The sequence below is a fragment of the Rhodococcus sp. GB-02 genome (genome assembly GCF_053470465.1).
Map to the genome: position 1 here is coordinate 349,212 of NZ_JBPUKE010000002.1, position 17,738 is coordinate 366,949.

22 protein-coding genes are annotated in these 17,738 nt (G+C 63.9%); 12 read left to right on the plus strand and 10 right to left on the minus strand.

Translation table 11 applies throughout. From position 1 onward, the window contains the following. Positions 1-89 precede the first annotated feature (89 nt). Complete coding sequence (locus tag ACSW29_RS14685; protein WP_019744725.1) at positions 90-1,001, minus strand: UTP--glucose-1-phosphate uridylyltransferase; 912 nt, start codon at positions 999-1,001, stop codon at positions 90-92. A 59-nt stretch (positions 1,002-1,060) separates the two neighbouring features. Between ACSW29_RS14685 and ACSW29_RS14690 the strand changes: the two genes are divergently transcribed. The 4 genes from ACSW29_RS14690 to mscL all read left to right on the plus strand — a co-directional run bounded on the left by ACSW29_RS14690 (position 1,061) and on the right by mscL (position 3,390). Then, entirely contained in the window at positions 1,061-1,639 is a 579-nt protein-coding gene (locus tag ACSW29_RS14690) for a 5-formyltetrahydrofolate cyclo-ligase (protein WP_448277568.1), read from the plus strand. 111 nt (positions 1,640-1,750) lie between these two features. After that, positions 1,751-2,062 (plus strand): FmdB family zinc ribbon protein, encoded by a 312-nt coding sequence (locus ACSW29_RS14695; RefSeq protein ID WP_347874377.1) that lies wholly within the window; start codon positions 1,751-1,753, stop codon positions 2,060-2,062. A gap of 77 nt (positions 2,063-2,139) precedes the next feature. Further along, the gene (locus tag ACSW29_RS14700; protein WP_347874378.1) at positions 2,140-2,871 is read left to right on the plus strand and encodes an SAF domain-containing protein; all 732 of its coding nucleotides are present in this window, start codon (positions 2,140-2,142) and stop codon (positions 2,869-2,871) included. Between the two features lie 99 nt (positions 2,872-2,970). Further along, positions 2,971-3,390, plus strand: coding sequence for a large conductance mechanosensitive channel protein MscL (gene mscL, locus ACSW29_RS14705; protein ID WP_317827296.1), 420 nt, complete (start codon positions 2,971-2,973; stop codon positions 3,388-3,390). A 243-nt stretch (positions 3,391-3,633) separates the two neighbouring features. Here mscL and ACSW29_RS14710 read toward each other — a convergent pair whose 3' ends face one another. The 8 genes from ACSW29_RS14710 to mrf form a co-directional block, all read right to left on the minus strand. Next, a complete protein-coding gene (locus tag ACSW29_RS14710; RefSeq protein WP_176720912.1) occupies positions 3,634-4,131 on the minus strand; it encodes a MogA/MoaB family molybdenum cofactor biosynthesis protein in 498 nt (165 codons plus the stop codon). An 80-nt stretch (positions 4,132-4,211) separates the two neighbouring features. Then, positions 4,212-5,657, minus strand: a complete 1,446-nt coding sequence (locus ACSW29_RS14715) for a S1C family serine protease (RefSeq protein ID WP_448277569.1) — start codon at positions 5,655-5,657, stop codon at positions 4,212-4,214. Positions 5,658-5,893: 236 nt separating this feature from the next. Next, positions 5,894-7,273, minus strand: a complete 1,380-nt coding sequence (locus tag ACSW29_RS14720) for a HAMP domain-containing sensor histidine kinase (RefSeq protein ID WP_317827415.1) — start codon at positions 7,271-7,273, stop codon at positions 5,894-5,896. A 65-nt stretch (positions 7,274-7,338) separates the two neighbouring features. Then, positions 7,339-8,025 (minus strand): response regulator transcription factor, encoded by a 687-nt coding sequence (locus tag ACSW29_RS14725; protein ID WP_003946387.1) that lies wholly within the window; start codon positions 8,023-8,025, stop codon positions 7,339-7,341. A gap of 70 nt (positions 8,026-8,095) precedes the next feature. Continuing rightward, positions 8,096-8,707, minus strand: a complete 612-nt coding sequence (locus ACSW29_RS14730; RefSeq protein ID WP_003946409.1) for a trimeric intracellular cation channel family protein — start codon at positions 8,705-8,707, stop codon at positions 8,096-8,098. An 18-nt stretch (positions 8,708-8,725) separates the two neighbouring features. Next, positions 8,726-8,899 carry a 50S ribosomal protein L32 gene (rpmF, locus tag ACSW29_RS14735; RefSeq protein WP_007727540.1) on the minus strand — a complete coding sequence of 58 codons (174 nt, stop codon included), beginning with the start codon at positions 8,897-8,899 and terminating at the stop codon, positions 8,726-8,728. After that, positions 8,899-9,153, minus strand: coding sequence for a type B 50S ribosomal protein L31 (locus tag ACSW29_RS14740; RefSeq protein ID WP_019744731.1), 255 nt, complete (start codon positions 9,151-9,153; stop codon positions 8,899-8,901). Before ACSW29_RS14740 ends, rpmF begins: the two co-directional genes overlap by 1 nt. Further along, positions 9,150-10,403, minus strand: coding sequence for a ribosome hibernation factor-recruiting GTPase MRF (gene mrf, locus ACSW29_RS14745; protein ID WP_448277570.1), 1,254 nt, complete (start codon positions 10,401-10,403; stop codon positions 9,150-9,152). Before mrf ends, ACSW29_RS14740 begins: the two co-directional genes overlap by 4 nt. 104 nt (positions 10,404-10,507) lie before the next feature. On the opposite strand from mrf, the gene rpmB reads away from it, so the two are divergent. The 7 genes from rpmB (at position 10,508) to ACSW29_RS14780 (ending at position 14,538) form a co-directional block, all read left to right on the plus strand. Beyond that, entirely contained in the window at positions 10,508-10,744 is a 237-nt protein-coding gene (rpmB, locus tag ACSW29_RS14750; protein ID WP_003946346.1) for a 50S ribosomal protein L28, read from the plus strand. Positions 10,745-10,748: 4 nt separating this feature from the next. Further along, on the plus strand, positions 10,749-10,913 hold the full coding sequence (gene rpmG, locus ACSW29_RS14755) for a 50S ribosomal protein L33 (protein ID WP_347874381.1): 165 nt from the start codon (positions 10,749-10,751) through the stop codon (positions 10,911-10,913). Positions 10,914-10,915: 2 nt separating this feature from the next. Beyond that, positions 10,916-11,221 (plus strand): 30S ribosomal protein S14, encoded by a 306-nt coding sequence (rpsN, locus tag ACSW29_RS14760; protein WP_020908632.1) that lies wholly within the window; start codon positions 10,916-10,918, stop codon positions 11,219-11,221. A gap of 9 nt (positions 11,222-11,230) precedes the next feature. Then, a complete protein-coding gene (gene rpsR / locus ACSW29_RS14765) occupies positions 11,231-11,488 on the plus strand; it encodes a 30S ribosomal protein S18 (protein WP_003946414.1) in 258 nt (85 codons plus the stop codon). 112 nt (positions 11,489-11,600) lie between these two features. Further along, positions 11,601-12,539 (plus strand): AEC family transporter, encoded by a 939-nt coding sequence (locus ACSW29_RS14770; RefSeq protein WP_317827300.1) that lies wholly within the window; start codon positions 11,601-11,603, stop codon positions 12,537-12,539. 19 nt (positions 12,540-12,558) lie between these two features. Further along, positions 12,559-13,023 carry a hypothetical protein gene (locus ACSW29_RS14775; RefSeq protein ID WP_317827301.1) on the plus strand — a complete coding sequence of 155 codons (465 nt, stop codon included), beginning with the start codon at positions 12,559-12,561 and terminating at the stop codon, positions 13,021-13,023. A 153-nt stretch (positions 13,024-13,176) separates the two neighbouring features. Beyond that, positions 13,177-14,538, plus strand: a complete 1,362-nt coding sequence (locus ACSW29_RS14780; RefSeq protein ID WP_448277571.1) for a flavin monoamine oxidase family protein — start codon at positions 13,177-13,179, stop codon at positions 14,536-14,538. 36 nt (positions 14,539-14,574) lie between these two features. Here the strand turns inward: ACSW29_RS14780 and ACSW29_RS14785 are convergent, their stop codons facing one another. Then, complete coding sequence (locus tag ACSW29_RS14785; RefSeq protein ID WP_317827302.1) at positions 14,575-16,092, minus strand: PucR family transcriptional regulator; 1,518 nt, start codon at positions 16,090-16,092, stop codon at positions 14,575-14,577. A 169-nt stretch (positions 16,093-16,261) separates the two neighbouring features. Here ACSW29_RS14785 and ACSW29_RS14790 point away from each other — a divergent pair, with 169 nt between their 5' ends. Beyond that, complete coding sequence (locus ACSW29_RS14790; RefSeq protein ID WP_347874384.1) at positions 16,262-17,692, plus strand: gamma-aminobutyraldehyde dehydrogenase; 1,431 nt, start codon at positions 16,262-16,264, stop codon at positions 17,690-17,692. The last annotated feature ends 46 nt before the right edge of the window (positions 17,693-17,738 follow it).

Here is a 17,738-nt window from a genome sequence, read left to right on the forward strand (position 1 = left end):
TATCCGTCAGCTCATGATGCCTTGCCTTCGAACAGGGACAAGCACATTGATACTGCGTTATCGGGCGATCAACCACCGTGGCGACACGCTCAGCGGTCGAGTCGATCCGCGAGCCACTTGCGCAAGGACGGACCGTAGTCGTCACTGTCGAGGGCCAGGTCAACCGAAGCGCGGAGGTACCCGCCAGGGTTGCCCAGGTCATGACGCGTTCCGCGGTGCACAACCACGTGAACCGGATGGCCCTCGGAGATCAGCAGCGCGATGGCGTCGGTGAGTTGCAACTCACCGCCGGCTCCCGGCTTGATGCGACGAAGTGCGTCGAAGATCGCACGGTCGAGCAGGTAGCGACCCGCCGCGGCAAAGGTCGACGGCGCATCTTCCACAGCCGGCTTCTCGACCATGCCGACGACCTTGAGTACGTCGGGATTGACCGCGTCGGGAACGATCTCGACGTCGAAGACGCCGTACGCGCTGACCGCATCCTTGGGGACGTCGATCGCACAGAGAACGGACCCGCCGCGCTTGGCCCGAACTCGCGCCATGATCTCCAGGACACCACGCGGAAGTACGAGATCGTCGGGCAGAAGAACCGCGATGGCATCCTCGTCGTCGTCGAGAACCGACTCGACGCAACCGACTGCATGCCCGAGCCCAAGGGGCTGTTCCTGAATCACGGAATCGACTTCGAGCAAACCGGGCGCTTTGCGCACCTTGGCCAGAGCAGCAAGTTTTCCGCTTGCTTCCAGCTTGCTTTCGAGCACCAGATCCTCGACGAAGTGAGCAACCACTCCGTCTTTGCCCGGGGACGTCACGATGACGAGGCGCTCGGCTCCCGAGTCCGCGGCTTCACCTGCCACCAGTTCGATACCCGGTGTGTCCACGACCGGCAGCAATTCTTTCGGAACCGTCTTGGTGGCAGGCAGGAAACGCGTACCAAGTCCGGCTGCGGGGACCACGGCCGTACGGAAGGCCCTCGTGCTGCTAGCGACAACGTCTGTCATGCCAACACCTTAGCCGCCGCTTGTTACCGCTCGGTCAGCAAGACGAATATCGTTGCGGGGTGACACCTCGGACAAAAGCGCAATGGCGACAAAACGCACTCGTAGCCCGTGAAGCAGTCTCGGAGCACACTCGAAACACGGAAACTGCGGCGTTGATCACGCACCTACGGTCGGTGATCGTCGAAGGGTCAACGGTATGTGCGTACGTCCCCACCCGCACTGAACCCGGGTCCACCGAATTGCTCGACGCTGTTGCCGGGATCGCCCAGCGTGTACTACTTCCGATCACCGGGGAGCCGGGACCCTTGTCCTGGGTGCAGTACAGCGGCGCCGACGGTTTGCGCCCGGCGAAGTACGGCATTCGGGAGCCCGTCGGACCCGTCCTGCCACCGGAAACCCTGTCCGAGGTTGAATGCATGCTGATCCCTGCACTTGCAGTGGACTTTCGCGGAACACGCCTCGGCCGCGGCGCAGGCTTCTACGACCGCACTCTCGGGTCAGTCGGCCCGCAGACTCGATTGGTGGCCCTCGTCAGGGACTCCGAACTCGTCGAGACCTTGCCGGCAGACGACCACGACATTCCCATGGGCTGGGCACTGACGCCGGGCGGCGGTCTCACACGGCTCCAACACCAATGATCTGCGGGAATAGATCCCTGATTAGCGCTGTTGGCACTGTCACTTGTAGAGTGCTAAAGGCTGCGGTGTAAATACGCGGCTGCTCGAACATCACAGTGCGGAGGAAGCCCGGTGCCCACCTACTCATACGCATGTACGGAATGTGACAACCGTTTCGACATCGTCCAGTCCTTCAGCGAAGATTCGCTGACGGTCTGCCCAGCCTGCTCAGGCAAGCTCCGCAAGCTGTTCAACTCTGTTGGCATCGTGTTCAAGGGCAGCGGCTTCTACCGCACCGACAGCCGCGGCGGCTCCGGAACAGCGAGCGAGCCGGCCAAGAGCGATTCGGCACCCGCTGCGAAGGCCGAGTCCAAGTCGGACTCCTCTTCGACCTCGAGTTCGTCGACCAGCACGCCGGCGCCCGCGAAGGCTGCCGCAAGCTGATTTCCACAACCTCCGGGTTGTCCACAGGTTCACATCGTTAGGGCCGGAAGCACCGCTTCCGGCCCTAACGTGCATGAATGCCGTCAGTACGTTCTCGTTCGCCGAGGCGCTCCCATGCATTGCGCGCCCAGCTCGATCTCACGCCGAACACCTTCGATCGCGTCGTCGAACTGACACGCGGCACACGATTCCGCTCGGCGACCGTCCGGAAGATCGCAGCCGTTGTCCTGGCTACACTCGGCGTTGTTCTTTTCTTTCGAGGCGATCCCGCGACCGACACCGCCGCCGTAGTTGTCTCGAGTCGCGATCTCACTCCGGGGCAGGTAATCGCGAATTCGGATGTCGAGATCCGAGAGATCGACTCGAAACACCTTCCCGATGGAGTTGTCTCCGATACCGACCTGGTAGTCGGGAGAACTGTTGCCGGCCCGATTCGCTCCGGAGAAACCGTCACCGACGTGCGTGTTCTCAGCCCACGGCTGGCCGGGTTGTCGGTGGGCACCGACGACGCCCGCATCGTTCCCGTTCGACTCGCCGATGCGGCCGTTGCAGACATTTTGCGCAGCGGCGATGTCGTCGACGTCCTGACTGTCGGCCCAGACACACCCCGCCCCGACACACCCAACGAATCAATTCCCGACAAGACCCCGCAGATTCTTGCCGCGGGGGCGGTCGTCGCGCTGGCCACCACCTCGGAAAGTACACGTAACCAGCAGGAACAGGTGATTCTGCTGGCACTACCGACACCGGCAGCCAACGTCGTAGCCGCAGCATCTCTGTCCAATGCGATCACCGTGACATTCCGCTGACCGCACAAAGCGGCCGAAGCTCCTCTAGGATTTTTCCAGTCGGTTCGGTATCAACGGACCATCTGGCACTTGCCATCGGAGACTCGAGGGGACACCGACATGCTCAAGGGATTCAAGGATTTCCTGCTTCGCGGAAATGTGCTCGACCTGGCCGTCGCAGTGGTCATCGGAGCTGCCTTCACCGCCATCGTCACGGCATTCACCAGCAACATCATCAACCCACTCGTCGCTTCGATCGGCGGCGGCAACGAATATGGGTGGGGCATTCAGCTGACGGGTGACACCTCTGAGACGTTCCTGAACTTCGGCGCAGTGGTCACCGCGATCATCAACTTCATCATCATCGCAGCGGTCGTCTACTTCGTGCTGATCGTCCCCGCGAACGCGGCGAAGAAGAAGTTCGTCTCCGAGCCCGAAGACAAGGAAGCAAGCGAAACCGATCTGCTCATCCAGATCCGCGACATCCTCTCCGCCAACAGCGGCGCCGACACGGGAGCGCACGCGAAGACGCTCGAATAGGCAGTGCCCACAGAACAAATCAGGCCCTCGGACATTGTGTCCGAGGGCCTGATTTTCTACTCAACCACCGTGGTGCGGGGGCCTCTGGCTGCGCAGCCAATCGTCGTCCGAGGATCGCGACGATCCTTCCGGGCCCCGCTCGTCCGACGTCGTCTCCGGAAAGACGTCCCCGAAGATGCGCGCCAGGCGCTTCTTGTCGACTGGCGGCTTCTTCGGGATATCTGGCTGCTCGGGCAAACCGTCTCAGCCCTCGAGGCTGGACAGCTCGGCGATGACGTGGCTCGCCAGTGCCGTCAGGGTTGCCATGCCGTCGCGAATTGCCGGCCTGGTCGACGCCAGATTGGCGACCACGGTGCTTCCCGAAACCCCGACGAGGCCCCGGGACAAGCCTGCTTCGAGCGATCCGGCCGAAAGACCGGAAGCACGAAGTGCTTCGGCAATTCCCGGGATCTCGCGATCGAGAACCTCAGCGGTCACGTCGGGAGTGACGTCACGCGGGGATACCCCGGTACCGCCGACCGAGATGACGAGGTCGACGCCACCGATGACTGCGGTGTTGAGAGCGTTGCGGATCTCCACTTCGTCGGCGGCGACGGCGACCGTCGCATCGACGAGAAAACCCGCTTCGTTCAGCAGTTCCGTGACCAGTGGACCGATGGAGTCGGTGTTGTCGCCGTGGGCAGTGCGATCGTCGACGATGACGACCAGAGCGCGGCCGGCGGATGTGGCTTCGAGTTCCATGACTCCTACCGTAGTGTCCGATCCCGACGCCGTTGCGATCTGGCCGAAGATCGGGTCGATCGTCTGCTGATCGCCGAACATCATCGGCCGCCCTGCGCCGCCGCGGTTCCCAACGTGACGTCGACGGTCTTGGTCTGCCCGCCGTCGCTGTACGTGATCGAGACCTTGTCTCCGGGAGCATGTGAACGCACTGCCGCGATCAGCGAATCACCATCTGCGACAACACGATCGTCGACTTTGGTGATGACTGCACCCTTCGGGATACCGGCCTTCGCGGCCGGCCCGTCAGCGGTGACATCCATGACGGTTGCGCCGTCGGCGTTGTCCTGCGACGGCACGGTCACGCCGATCATGGCTTGGGTCGCCTTGCCGGTCTTGATCAGCTCGTCGGCGACGCGGCGTGCCTGATCGATCGGGATGGCAAAACCGAGGCCGATGGAGCCGCCCTGGGTGCCCGAAGACGCTCCGAGCGAGGCGATCGCCGTGTTGATGCCGATCAGCTGGCCGTCCATGTTGACGAGGGCGCCACCGGAGTTACCTGGGTTGATCGCTGCGTCGGTCTGCAGAGCGTCGATGACGGTGTTCTGGTTGCCCGACTCGCCGCTCGTGGACACCGGACGATCGAGTGCGGAGATGATGCCTTCGGTGACCGTGCCGGCCAGACCGAGCGGGGACCCGACGGCAACAACCTGCTGTCCGACCTGGACGTCGCCGGAGTTGCCGAGATCGATAGGCGTGAGGTCGTTGCGGCCGTCGACCTTGATGACGGCGATGTCGGAGACGGGATCGGCACCGACCAGGGTGGCCGAGGCCTTGGTTCCGTCGGAGAACGCGACGCGAAGTTGCGCTCCCTGAGCTCCGACAACGTGGTTGTTGGTGAGGATCAGGCCGTCGGAGGACAGGATGACACCGGAACCCTCACCGCCCTGTCCCTGCGCGGTGGCCACCTCGATCTGCACGACGCTGGGCACCACCTTCGAGGCAACGGCCTGAACCGAGCCGGCAGGAGCGTTGGACGTGTTGGTGGCAGTGGGCTTCGGAGCGTTCAGCGAGTTGGTGACCGTCGCGGTTCCACCGTTGCGGTCCGCGACGACGGCACCGACCACGCCACCGACGCCGCCACTGACCAGGACCAGAGCGAGAGCGCCGGCAACCAGCGCCATGCGTCCTGACCTCGGCTTGGTGGTGGTCGACCCGGGGTTCGGCCCCTGCAATGGCGCGGGGATCTGATTGTGGCCCCCCGGACCGTTCGGGCCGCCGGGTCCACCAGGGTTGGGTGCGCCGTACGGAGCGTTCTGCTGGTACGCCGCCTCATGAGCACCGTGCGGGTGGCCGAAAGCCTGCGTGGGCTGCTGCGGCGCCTGCCCGAAGCCTTCGGTGGGTCGGCCTTCGGTGGGTCGGGCAAAGGATTCGGTCGGCTGGTACGGCTGCTGGGGCGCCTGCCCCTGAGGCTGCTGCGCCTGGGTACTGGGCTCGTTGTTTGGCTGCTCGGGCCGGGTCGGCCCGACGTTACGGTCCTCGGTCATCGGCTCGCTTTCGTCTACGGTGACCACCGGACGGGCAGTCACAACTGTTCTGCCGACAATGCTGCCTTGCGCTGCTGAGAAGGCGCTGAGACGTGCCTGTCACTTTACCCAGAGTTCGACGTGAAAAATCGGTGTTGCCGGCTCGGCCCGAAATACTTTCGGGCCGAACGCATTTACCCCGTGACCTCGGTCACCGATACTCGGGACCGACGGGCCTGGGCGGCCGCCGGAACACGCTACTCGGCGGTCGGACCCGGTTCACCGGGAAGCACGATTCGAACCAGCGCTCCCCCACGATCTGATTCGTCGATCGCGATGGTGCCGCCGTGCTTGACGACGACCTGACGCACAATCGCGAGTCCCAGACCCGATCCCGGCATGGAGCGAGCCGCAGTCGACCGGTAGAAACGATCGAACACCAACTCCCGATCCTCCTCCGGAATGCCAGGTCCCGCATCACTTACGGTCAACTCCAACAATCCTTGGCCGACCGGACGCATTTCGACGCGTACCTGTTCGCCCTTCGGGCTCCATTTCGCAGCGTTGTCCAGGACATTGAGCACGGCACGCGACAGGCCCGCCTGGTCTCCGTAGACGTACCACGGAGTGGTGACCGCCTCGAACTCGATTTCGTTGCGCCTGCGCCGTGCTCGCTCGAGCGCCCGCTCGACGACGTCGCTGACGTCTACGCGCTCGTACACGGTTTCGGGCGCGTCTTCGCGGGCCAGATCGACGAGGTCGCCCACAAGAGTCGACAGTTCCTCGATCTGCGCGACGACGTCGGCGCGTAGTTCGGCCATGTCCTCGTCGGGAATCTGTGGCGCACCTGGTCGACTGGACGCGATCAGCAATTCCATGTTGGTACGCAACGAAGTCAACGGTGTGCGCAACTCGTGCCCGGCATCCGCGACGAGACGCGACTGACGCTCGCGGGACTCGGCGAGTGCCCGCAGCATCGTGTTGAAACTCTCTGTCAGGCGCGCCAATTCGTCGCTGCCGGTCACGGGAATCTGTGTCAGATCGTCTGTCCGGGCGACGCGTTCGGTGGCTGCAGTCAGCCTCGCAATGGGCCGTAAACCGGTGCGGCCCACGGTAGTACCCGCCACTGCCGCGAGAATGACACCACATCCACCGACCACGAAGAGAACCCAGGCCAGACGGTCCAGTACCGCAACGGTCGGCGCGAGCCGCTGCCCGATCACCAAAGTGCTTCCGTCATGGGTTCGTTGGGCCAGCACGCGCTGGCCGTCGACGGTTCGCAGCGAGGAATCCGATTCGCCCCGCGCAACGGCATCTTCGGCTTCGCCGATCGGCACGTCGGAACCGGGCGGCTGGTACGTGCTCAGATCCGAGAAGATCAGGGCAACGCTGATGTCGGTGGTGTAGAGCGTCGCGCCGGAGATGTAGCGAGGATCGAAGCGCACGACATTACTGTCGATGAGCACCGCTGCTCTGGTCCGCAACTGGTGATCGACGTCCGCGTAGAGCGCACGCGAAACCACCGCGTACGCCGCGATCGCCATGACCGCGACGGCAATGGCCACCACCGACGCAGCGAGCAGTGTCACGCGCCAACGCAGCGACACCGAACGGGTCAGCGGCATCGGCGGGCGCATCTCGACGGACGCTTGGGTGGTGGAGGATTTCTTCGGTTCGGCGTTCTTGCCGAACGGAGCGGTGATCACGGAGGCGTCTCCCGCAGGACGTAGCCGACTCCACGGACGGTGTGAATCAACCTCGGTTCGCCGTCCGCCTCCGTCTTACGACGCAGGTAGCCGACATACACCTCGAGCGCATTGCCGGACGTCGGGAAGTCGTATCCCCACACCTCTTCGAGAATGCGTCCACGAGTCAGCACGCGGCGCGGGTTGGCCATAAGCATTTCGAGCAGGGAGAACTCGGTTCGGGTGAGGCTGATCGATCGTTCGCCGCGCTTGACCTCGCGGGTGACCGGGTCGAGGGTGAGGTCCTCGAACGCCATCATCTCGGAATCGGCGTCGAGATCGGGTGCGGTGCGACGCAGCAGAGCGCGTAGTCGCGCGAGCAGTTCCTCCAAGGCAAAAGGCTTGGGCAGGTAGTCGTCGGCTCCGGCGTCGAGGCCGGCGACTCGCTCGCTGACCGAATCGCGAGCGGTGAGTACCAGGATGGGCAGGTCGTCGCCGGCGCTGCGCAGTCGGCGGCACACTTCGAGTCCGTCGAGTCGCGGCATCATGACGTCGAGAACTACGGCGTCGGGCCGGTTGGCGAGGATCTTCTCGAGAGCGTCGAGCCCGTCGACCGCGAGTTCGACCGTGTAGCCGTTGAAGCTGAGCGACCGCCGAAGCGACTCGCGAACCGCCCGGTCGTCGTCGACCACCAAAATACGCATACCGACAGTTTGGACTGAAGTGCTGAGATGCGGCTGAGAGGGTCCGATTCCGGGCTCCGGCGTGTCGCGATCAGTCCCGTGTTCGCCGGGGTCCCGGCAGGCTCCAATGACGCCACAACGCAAGCAGTCTGAACACCGCGGCGAATGCGGTGCCGCATACCAGCGCTGCGTTGGTGGACAGTCCGGCTTGCGAGACTGTGACCACCAACGCAGCGCCGAGCAGTGCGGGAACCGCGTACAGGTCCTTGTGCAGGAGCAGTGGCACCTCGTTGACGAGGACGTCGCGGATCACTCCGCCGCCGATCGCAGCGGTCGCACCGATCAACGTCGCCGCCAGCGAACTGGCGTTGTTGTCCAGCGCGATGACGGCGCCGGTGCTCGCGAACAGGCCCATTCCCAGTGCGTCGAGCGCCAGGATTTCACGACGCAGTCGATTCAGCGGCTCGTGGAGGTAGAACACGGCGAGTGAGGTGGCGGCGGCCGTTCCGAAGTACGGCCAACTGCTCAGCGAGCTGGGCGGATGGACGCCGAGGAGAACATCGCGGACGATACCGCCGCCGATACCGGTGAACACACCCACCGAGCACACTCCGAAGATGTCGAGTCGCTTGGTGACGCCCACCAGGGCACCCGAGGCCGCGAACGCCACGATGCCCACCAGTTCGAGGATCCTCAGCAGCACCGGCCAAGGATCGCACGGTCAGATGCGACTCGGGTCGATCACCCCGAGTCGAACTGCTTTGACCAGTCGCCGGGGAACCCGGTGGGTCTGGCCGAAGGCCGTGACCTCGACCAGATCGGGCGCCGTCGCCTTCCACTGGGCACGGCGACTGCGCGTGTTGGAGCGGGACATCTTCCGCTTCGGAACGGCCATCAGAGTGCCTTGCGCTTTCCGTAGCGACGCTCGAATTTCTCGACGCGTCCTGCGGTGTCCATCACGCGTTGCGCTCCGGTCCAGAACGGGTGCGAGTCGCTCGTGACATCGACGACCAGCAGCGGGTACGTGCCGCCGTCTTCCCATTCGACGGTGCGGTCACTCGTCACGGTCGATCGGGTCAGGAAGCTCTTGCCGGTGCTGGCGTCCTGGAACACCACCGGGTGGTAGTCGGGGTGCATCTGCTTCTTCATTCGTTTCCCTCTCGCGTTGATTCGGTTTCGGCATAAGGTGATTCGGATTCGTCGCACGGGTCTTCGTGGAACTCACCGAACGGGTCTTCCCAGGTGGCCCACGACGCTTCGTGTGCCAATTCGTCGTCGGTGACCAAGGCGTGCTGCAGTGTGCGGTCGATCTCGAGCGGGTTCGCACCGCAGGTCAGAATGACCATCGAGGTGTCGCGGTCACCGAAACGCTCGTCCCATTTCAAGGCCGCGAGGGCACGGCGTTCGGCTGGAACGCGCTCTCGTTGCTCCGGCGTCATCGCGGCAAGCCAGGTGTCTGCGCTGGCAACTCGCAAGCCCCCGCCGGCCGATTCGAGCCAGAGCGCTTCACCCGGTTGCGTCGCCACCCAGACGCGCCCCCGGGAGTACACGACGCCTTCGAGCAGGACGTCGATCGCCTCGTGCAGACGCCCGGGGTGGAACGGCCGGTTCGCGGTGAACTCGACCAGCATCACTCCGCCATCGTCGTCGAGCGGCGGCTGGCGACGTAGCAACGGTGAATGTGCGTCGGCCAGTTCACCGCGTCGCGCATCCGTCGGCACCTCGAGGAGCAGTGCCTCGATGTCGTCTCCCTCATCGAAGACGGGTACCCGCGGAGCAATGCGCGCGAGAACTGCGTTCAGGCGGGACCGCTGCCAGCCGTCGAGTCCATCGGACCCGCGTAGGACGAGCGCGTCGGCGAAGTCGACTTGACCGACGACGACCTGAGCCAGGGTGCGGTCGTCGTCGAGAGCGTCGTCGCCGGTCGCGTCGGCGAGCCAGGTCTGCGCGTCGATGCACGTCACGACGGCATCGACACGGACGTCACGCTGTGCCGGTCCGTCCAGTTGGCCGACGACGCCGGTCACGACGACGTGCTCGATCGCCCAACACAGCGCTTCGGGTTCGAGTTGGCGGTCCAGCAACAGGACGATGCGCTGCACCGAACTGTGCGAGTGAAGCCGACGCAGAAGCGGCAGCAGGTCTTCGCGCAGGGTGCAGGAGACGCAGCCGTGCGCGAGCTCGAGGATCGTTTCGCGCTCGGACACTGTGCCGGCAGACCCGGTACCCCCGGTCATCGAAGTGACCGTCCGCCGGACCACCCCTTCACGGACGTGGCTCAGGTCGTGGTGAACCAGAACAGTTCCGGTTCGCAGCAACGCTCGTGCGGTGTGTGGGGTGGATTCGCTCATACCGGCGACCAGGACCAGCGGAGTCCTGCCGTCCAAGATCGTGTTCACAGCGGGCCTTTCTGGGAATGATTGTCATTACCGAGGTTGAACGCTACATTGATCTCACCGCATTGTCGAAAATGATTGTCATCTGCAAGTTGAAAGGAATACCCATGTCGGCTCACTGCCAAGTGACCGGACGTGTGCCGGGGTTCGGAAAATCCGTCTCGCACTCCCACAAGCGTTCGAACCGTCGCTGGAACCCGAACATCCAGCGCAAGACCTACCTGCTGCCCAGCGAGGGTCGTCGCATCACACTCACTCTCTCGACCAAGGGCATCAAGACGATCGACCGCGACGGCATCGAATCCGTCGTCGCCCGGATCCGCGCCCGCGGCGAGAAGGTCTGAGCAGATGGCGCGCAGCGAGATCCGCCCGATCGTGAAACTCAAGTCCACCGCGGGCACCGGGTACACGTACGTGACCCGCAAGAACCGTCGCAACGACCCCGATCGACTTGTGCTGAAGAAGTACGACCCGGTGCTGCGAAAGCACGTCGATTTCCGAGAAGAGAAGTAGGCATGGCCAAGAAGTCGAAGATCGCCAAGAACAATCAGCGACGGGTCATCGTCGAGCGCTACGCGGAGCAGCGGTCCGCTCTCAAGGAGACGATCCGCTCCCCGAAAAGCTCGCCCGAGGAGCGCGCGAAGGCCCAAGCGACCCTGCAACGTCTACCACGCGACGCCAGTCCGGTACGATTGCGCAATCGAGACGCTGCGGATGGACGTCCGCGCGGCCACCTGCGGAAGTTCGGGCTCTCCCGGATTCGCGTGCGAGAAATGGCGCACCGTGGGGAACTGCCTGGCGTACACAAGTCGAGCTGGTAAGGAAGTCGGATGGCAGTCAAGCGTTCACCGTCGAAGAAGCCACGCCCCGTAGAGGGTCGTAAGCCCAAGAAGAACCCGTTGTTCGCAGCGAAGATCACGCATGTCGATTACAAGGACATCAACTTGCTTCGCACGTTCATCTCGGACCGCGGCAAGATCCGCAGCCGTCGCGTCACGGGCCTGACTCCGCAGCAGCAGCGTCAGGTCGCCGTTGCAGTGAAGAACGCACGCGAAATGGCGTTGCTCCCCTTCACCGCCGCACGGTAGTCATACGTAGAAGTACCGAAGAGGTCGCGCAGTCACTCGACTGCGCGGCCTTTTTGTTGCCCGGACTAAGATTTCCCGAAGTCGTTCATTCCAGTCGAGAGGTGCCCGCAGCGTGTCGGGAGTTGTTGCGGGTTTCACCGTAATTTTTGTCGTCATCGCGGTCGGGTATCTCCTCGGCCGTCTCGGCACCCTCGGTAGCCAAGGACAGTTCGTTCTCGGTCGACTCGTCTTCTTCGTCGCGACGCCTGCCCTGCTGTTCACCACCCTCGCGTCGTCCGATCTGTCGGTGATCTTCTCGCCGACGCTCGCAGTCGCGTCCGCCACGGCCTTCGCCGTCGGCGCTTTGTACGTTCTTGTTGCAAAGCTCTGGCTCAACCGGCCGCTGCCCGAACTGACTATCGGAGCGCTGTCGGCTTCGTACGTGAATTCGGCCAACCTCGGAATCCCGATCGCGGTGTTCGTGCTCGGCGATGCCACGTTCGTCGCGCCGCTCCTGCTTTTCCAGATCGTCGTGTACTCCCCGATCGCCTTGACGATCCTCGATCTGACGGCGCTTCGCGGCGCGGATGCCGAGAAGCTCTCGTTGATCGACACCGTCACCGCCCCGTTCAAGAACCCGATCGTGCTCGCGGGCGCAGCGGGATTGATCGTCGCGTTGGTCGGTTGGTCACCGCCCCGGCCATTGATGCAGCCTTTCGAATTGATCGGCGCCACGTCGGTACCCGGAGCGCTCTTGGCATTCGGGCTCTCGCTGTACGGCGTTCGGGTACTGGAGAAGGGCTCGAGTCCGCGCCGCGACGTCGCGCTGGCGTCGACGCTCAAGATCGTCGTCCAACCCGTGTTGGCCTATCTGATGGCGCATTTCCTCCTCGGCATCGACGGCCATCAGTTGTTCGCCATCGTGGTTGTCTCGACATTGCCGACGGCGCAGAACGTCTTCATCTACGCAAGCCGCTACCGGCGCGGAATGGTCCTCGCCCGAGACAGCGCCTTTGTCACCACTTTGGCGTCGATTCCGGCAATTGCGCTGGTCACGGCACTACTCGCTTGAGCAGGGTTACGGTGGATTCATGCGTGTACTAACCCTCGCCGTTCTGGCCTGCCTTGCTTTGGCCGGATGCTCCGTCGGGGCCCAGACAACCGGGCCGGTAGCCGCGCCGAATCCGATGGCGGCCAACGAAGCGAGTCCCGCCGACTGGTCGCTCGGAACGCCCGTTCCCGACGAGGTCGACGACAGCGAGATGGGCACGGAGTTCGACAGTCGCACCGACATCGTGGGTGCGACGGCCACGATGTTCGAATCGTGGTCCGAGGTCGACGATCACACGGTGGCCGTCCACTTCGTGACCGGCACTCCGGAGTGCTACGGCGCGTACGCCACCGTCGAGGAGACTGATACGACGGTGATCGTCACTCTGAGAACCGGGGCACTGCCCGAGGCCGCGGACAAGATGTGCATTCTGGTTGCCGTGTTCGGCAGCTTGGACGTCCCGCTGAGCCGACCGCTCGGCGATCGCCACGTCATCAACGGCTAGCCGCGCCTAAACGTCGCAAGATCAACGATCGAACACTCCGTTTCGTCAGGTGTGGTGTGCGTCTCCTCGGGACAGACTGAAAACCGACACCCGTTCACTCGCTCGTCGGCAGCTTTTCGACTCGAGCGGTGCTCAACATGAAGGAGCTCGCAAGTGCCTACTCTCCAGAGAGACGTTGCAATCGTCGGCGCCGGCCCCTCTGGCCTGGCAGCTGCAACCGCGCTGCGCAAGGCCGGCTTGTCCGTCGCCGTGATCGAAGCACGTGACCGTGTCGGCGGCCGCACGTGGACCGACACCATCGACGGCGCAGTCCTGGAGATCGGCGGCCAGTGGGTCTCGCCCGACCAGACCGCTTTGATCTCGCTGCTCGACGAACTCGGCCTGAAGACTTTCGAGCGCTACCGCGAGGGCGAATCCGTCTACATCTCGTCCGCGGGTGAGCGGACGCAATACACGGGCGATTCCTTCCCCACGAACGACACCACGAAGAAGGAGATGGACCGTCTCATCGACGAGATGGACGATCTCGCAGCGCAGATCGGCGCCGAGGAGCCGTGGGCACACCCCCTCGCTCGCGATCTCGACACCGTCTCGTTCAAGCAGTGGCTGATCAACCAGTCCGACGACGCCGAGGCGCGCGACAACATCGGCCTCTTCATCGCCGGCGGCATGCTCACCAAGCCCGCCCACTCGTTCTCCGCTCTGCAGGCAGTCCTGATGGCCGCCTCCGCTGGTTCGTTCTCCCACCTCGTCGACGAGGACTTCATCCTCGACAAGCGAGTTGTCGGAGGAATGCAGCAGGTATCCATCCGCATGGCCGAGGCGCTCGGTGACGACGTCTTCCTCAACGCGCCCGTGCGTACAGTGCAGTGGAACGAATCCGGCGCAACGGTGTTGGCGGACGGCGACGTTCGAGTCGAGGCAAGCCGGGTCATCCTGGCTGTACCGCCCAACCTCTACTCCCGGATCTCCTACGATCCCCCGCTGCCGCGCCGTCAGCACCAGATGCACCAGCACCAGTCCCTCGGCCTCGTCATCAAGGTGCACGCCGTGTACGAGACGCCTTTCTGGCGTGAAGACGGCTTGTCCGGCACCGGCTTCGGCGCGTCCGAGGTAGTGCAGGAGGTGTACGACAACACCAACCACGAGGACGATCGCGGCACCCTGGTCGCTTTCGTCTCCGACGAGAAGGCCGACGCGATGTTCGAGCTTTCCGCCGAGGAGCGTAAGGCCACGATTCTGGCCTCACTCGCCCGCTACCTGGGCCCGAAAGCCGAAGAGCCGGTTGTGTACTACGAATCCGACTGGGGCTCGGAGGAATGGACACGCGGTGCCTATGCGGCGAGCTTCGACCTCGGTGGCCTGCACCGCTACGGCCCGGATTCCCGCACGCCCGTCGGCCCGATTCACTTCTCGTGTTCCGACATCGCGGCCGAGGGGTACCAGCACGTCGACGGTGCTGTCCGGATGGGTCAGCGAACCGCCGCCGACATCATCGCCCGCAGCAAGGCCTGACGGCCGCTTTGCCAAGTCTCGATCATTGCCCGGCAATCACGACTGCCGGGCAATGATCGAGAGCAGCAGTTCCGCACGGACTCTCGCAACTTCCAGCCGACAGTCGATCAGGCTCTCCACCTTCGCCATTCGGCTTCGCAGCGTGTGTCGGTGAACGCCCATCGTGATGGCTGCCGCTTCCCAGTGCCCGTTCGCCTCGAGGAACGCGCGCAACGACGCCAGCAATTCGGTGCCGTTGTCACGGTCGTAATCCTCGATCGGAGTAATCATCGTTTCCGCCAGCGTGTTGAGCACTTCACGGGTGGAATCGAAAGACAGCAGCACACTTCCGGTCAGAGCCGCGAATTCCAAAGGTTCGCCGCCGATTTCCGCCGCAGACGCACACAACTGGGACTGTTCGACGGCGACCGCCAGCGCCGCGACCACGCGTCGGGCGCTCAGTCCGACGCGAAGTGAGCGAAGATCCGACCTCGATACCCCGCTCAGTAACTCTCGGGCGAACTCGACGTCGTCGGATCCTCGCAGCAGCACCGTGACGCGAGCGTCGTTGATCCGCGAAAACAACTGCCGGCCTGCCTTGTTCATGAACTCGGCAATCTCGCCTGCGACGCGTCCCGCGACGTCGGACGTGTCGGCAAGAACTGTCAATCCACGGATCATTCCCTCGCCGTCCGCGGCTTGCCGGATCTGTTGCCACGCCGGCGCCGGGTCGCGCTCTTCGGTGAGCAACAGCCCGAGGGCATGCGAATTCAACTGATCCTGAGTGGCACGCAGGCGCGCAGGTTTCTCGAAGTCCAACGCCAACAACGAGTTCGCGTGACCGAGAAGTATCTGATCGACATAGCTGAGCGCAGACGTACTGATCACCGCCAGGTATCCGTACGGCATCCTCCCGACGCTGATCTGCTGCACAGCGATCGACGCTCCGGAACTGGCGAGCGTCACGCTGCTGGACGCGCCGCCCCCGAGAGTCGCTCGTAATTCGTCGATCACGTCTTGGGTCGGCAGTTGAGGTGAGCTCTCGAGAACCCGTCCGGCGACGTCGAGCAGGAGCACCGTCGCCGAAGTCGCGATCGCCAGTTCACGCACGGTCGCAGCAGTTCCGCCGGAAATGACTGCGCGCGTCATCCGCGGTTGCGCCCGTGACGCCCGAAGGACAGCTTCGTATTCCTGCTCTGCCAACCGGCTCATCACGCGCTTGACGACGGCTGCGAACGGTGTCGGCAGCGGCACCTCGATCAGCGGCAGTCCGATCTCGTCGGCAACCGCCACCAGATCGGCTGGGACCTCGGGGTACGAGAGTCCGGTCCCGAACCCCACCGCCGCCACACCCGCCGCGTCGAGCATCCGGAGGTAACGGCCGCGCTTTTGCTGAGTGGACGGCAATCGAATGCCGGTGGTGAGGATGAATTCGCCGCCGGTCAACCATCGGAACGGGTCGAGCAACTCCGTGGCGTGCGCAAATGTGATTTCGCGACCGACACCCTGCGCCCCACCTTTGAGTTCCAGCGCGAGGTCCGGCTGCGCCAACATCCACCGCACAGCGATCGTCATGGGCTGGACTGTACAACTCGGCGCGTTGGTGATCAAAGATTTCACCTTTTTGGCAGCTGCCATTATTTGTGAGTCAGCGCACACTTGCTCACACACGCCCCACAAAGTGCGAGTTCCGTGCTGATCACCTCGGCCGGAACTCGTTCGACCTCGAGAGGAACCGGTACCGATGTCGATCGTCGTACTCGAGAACTACATCAACGGTGAATTCGTCGCCTCAGCCGCGACGGAAACGCTCGACCTGATCAACCCCGTGGACGAGAGTCTGGTCGGGCGTACGCCGATCTCCACCAAGGAAGACGTCGACGCCGCCGTCGAAGCCGCGCAGCGCGCATTCGAGACCTGGGGCAAGACGACTCCGAGCGTGCGCCAGGCCGCACTCCTCAAACTCGCCGACGCCATCGAAGCGCACAGCGACGAAATCGTCGCGGCCGAAAGCGCCAACACCGGCCAGGCCCACCAGATGATCGCGGACGAAGAGGTCAAGGTCGGAGCCGATCAGATGCGGTTCTTCGCCGGCGCCGCACGCCTTCTCGAGGGCAAGGCTGCCGGAGAGTACATGGAGGGTTTCACCTCGTACGTCCGTCGTGAGCCGATCGGCGTCGTCGGTCAGGTCACTCCCTGGAACTACCCGTTCATGATGGCGCTGTGGAAGATCGGGCCCGCGCTCGCTGCCGGCAACACGATCGTCCTCAAGCCCAGCGACACCACACCGGGCAGCACGCTGGTCCTGGCGAAGCTCTCGAAGGGCATCCTGCCGGACGGCGTGTTGAACGTCGTGCTCGGCAACGGCGGAACCGGCGCGACGTTGGTGGAGAACCCGGCCCTCGGTCTCGTCTCCATCACCGGTTCGGTGCGGGCAGGCATCGCCGTCGCTGTGTCCGCGGCGCAGCAACTCAAGCGCGCACACCTCGAATTGGGCGGCAAAGCCCCGGCGATCGTCTTCGGCGACGTCGACATCGAGAAGACCGCCACCGGTATCGCCGAGGCAGCGTTCTTCAACGGTGGCCAAGACTGCACCGCGGCCACTCGCGTGATCGTTCACGAGTCCATCCACGATCAGCTCGTCGAAGCCCTCGTCCGGAACGCCGAGAAGTTGCGCCCCGGCGCGCCTTCCGATCCTGACGCCTTCTACGGCCCGCTCAACAACATCAACCACTTCAATGCCGTCAGCGACAAGATCGCGAACCTGCCGGCGTCGGCCAAGATCGTTACCGGCGGAAAGCGTTCGGGCGAAACCGGATTCTTCTTCGAGCCGACCGTCATCACCGGCGTCGCGCAATCGGACGACATCGTGCAGGAAGAGACTTTCGGTCCTATCCTCACAGTCCAGAGCTTCTCCGACGAGAAGGAGGCGATCACGCTTGCCAACGACGTTCGGTTCGGCCTGGCCTCGAGCATCTGGACCAAGGATCACGGTGTCACGCAGCGCGTCTCCGCTGCTCTCGACTTCGGTGCGGTATGGATCAACTGCCACATCCCGCTCGTCGCCGAGATGCCGCACGGCGGCTTCAAGTACTCCGGCTACGGCAAGGATCTCTCGGCCTACGGAGTCGAGGACTACACCCGTCTCAAGCACGTCATGAGTTCGCACGACTGAGTCGCCGCCCCTCCTGCTGTGCGCCTTTATCAACCCCCCGCGGTTG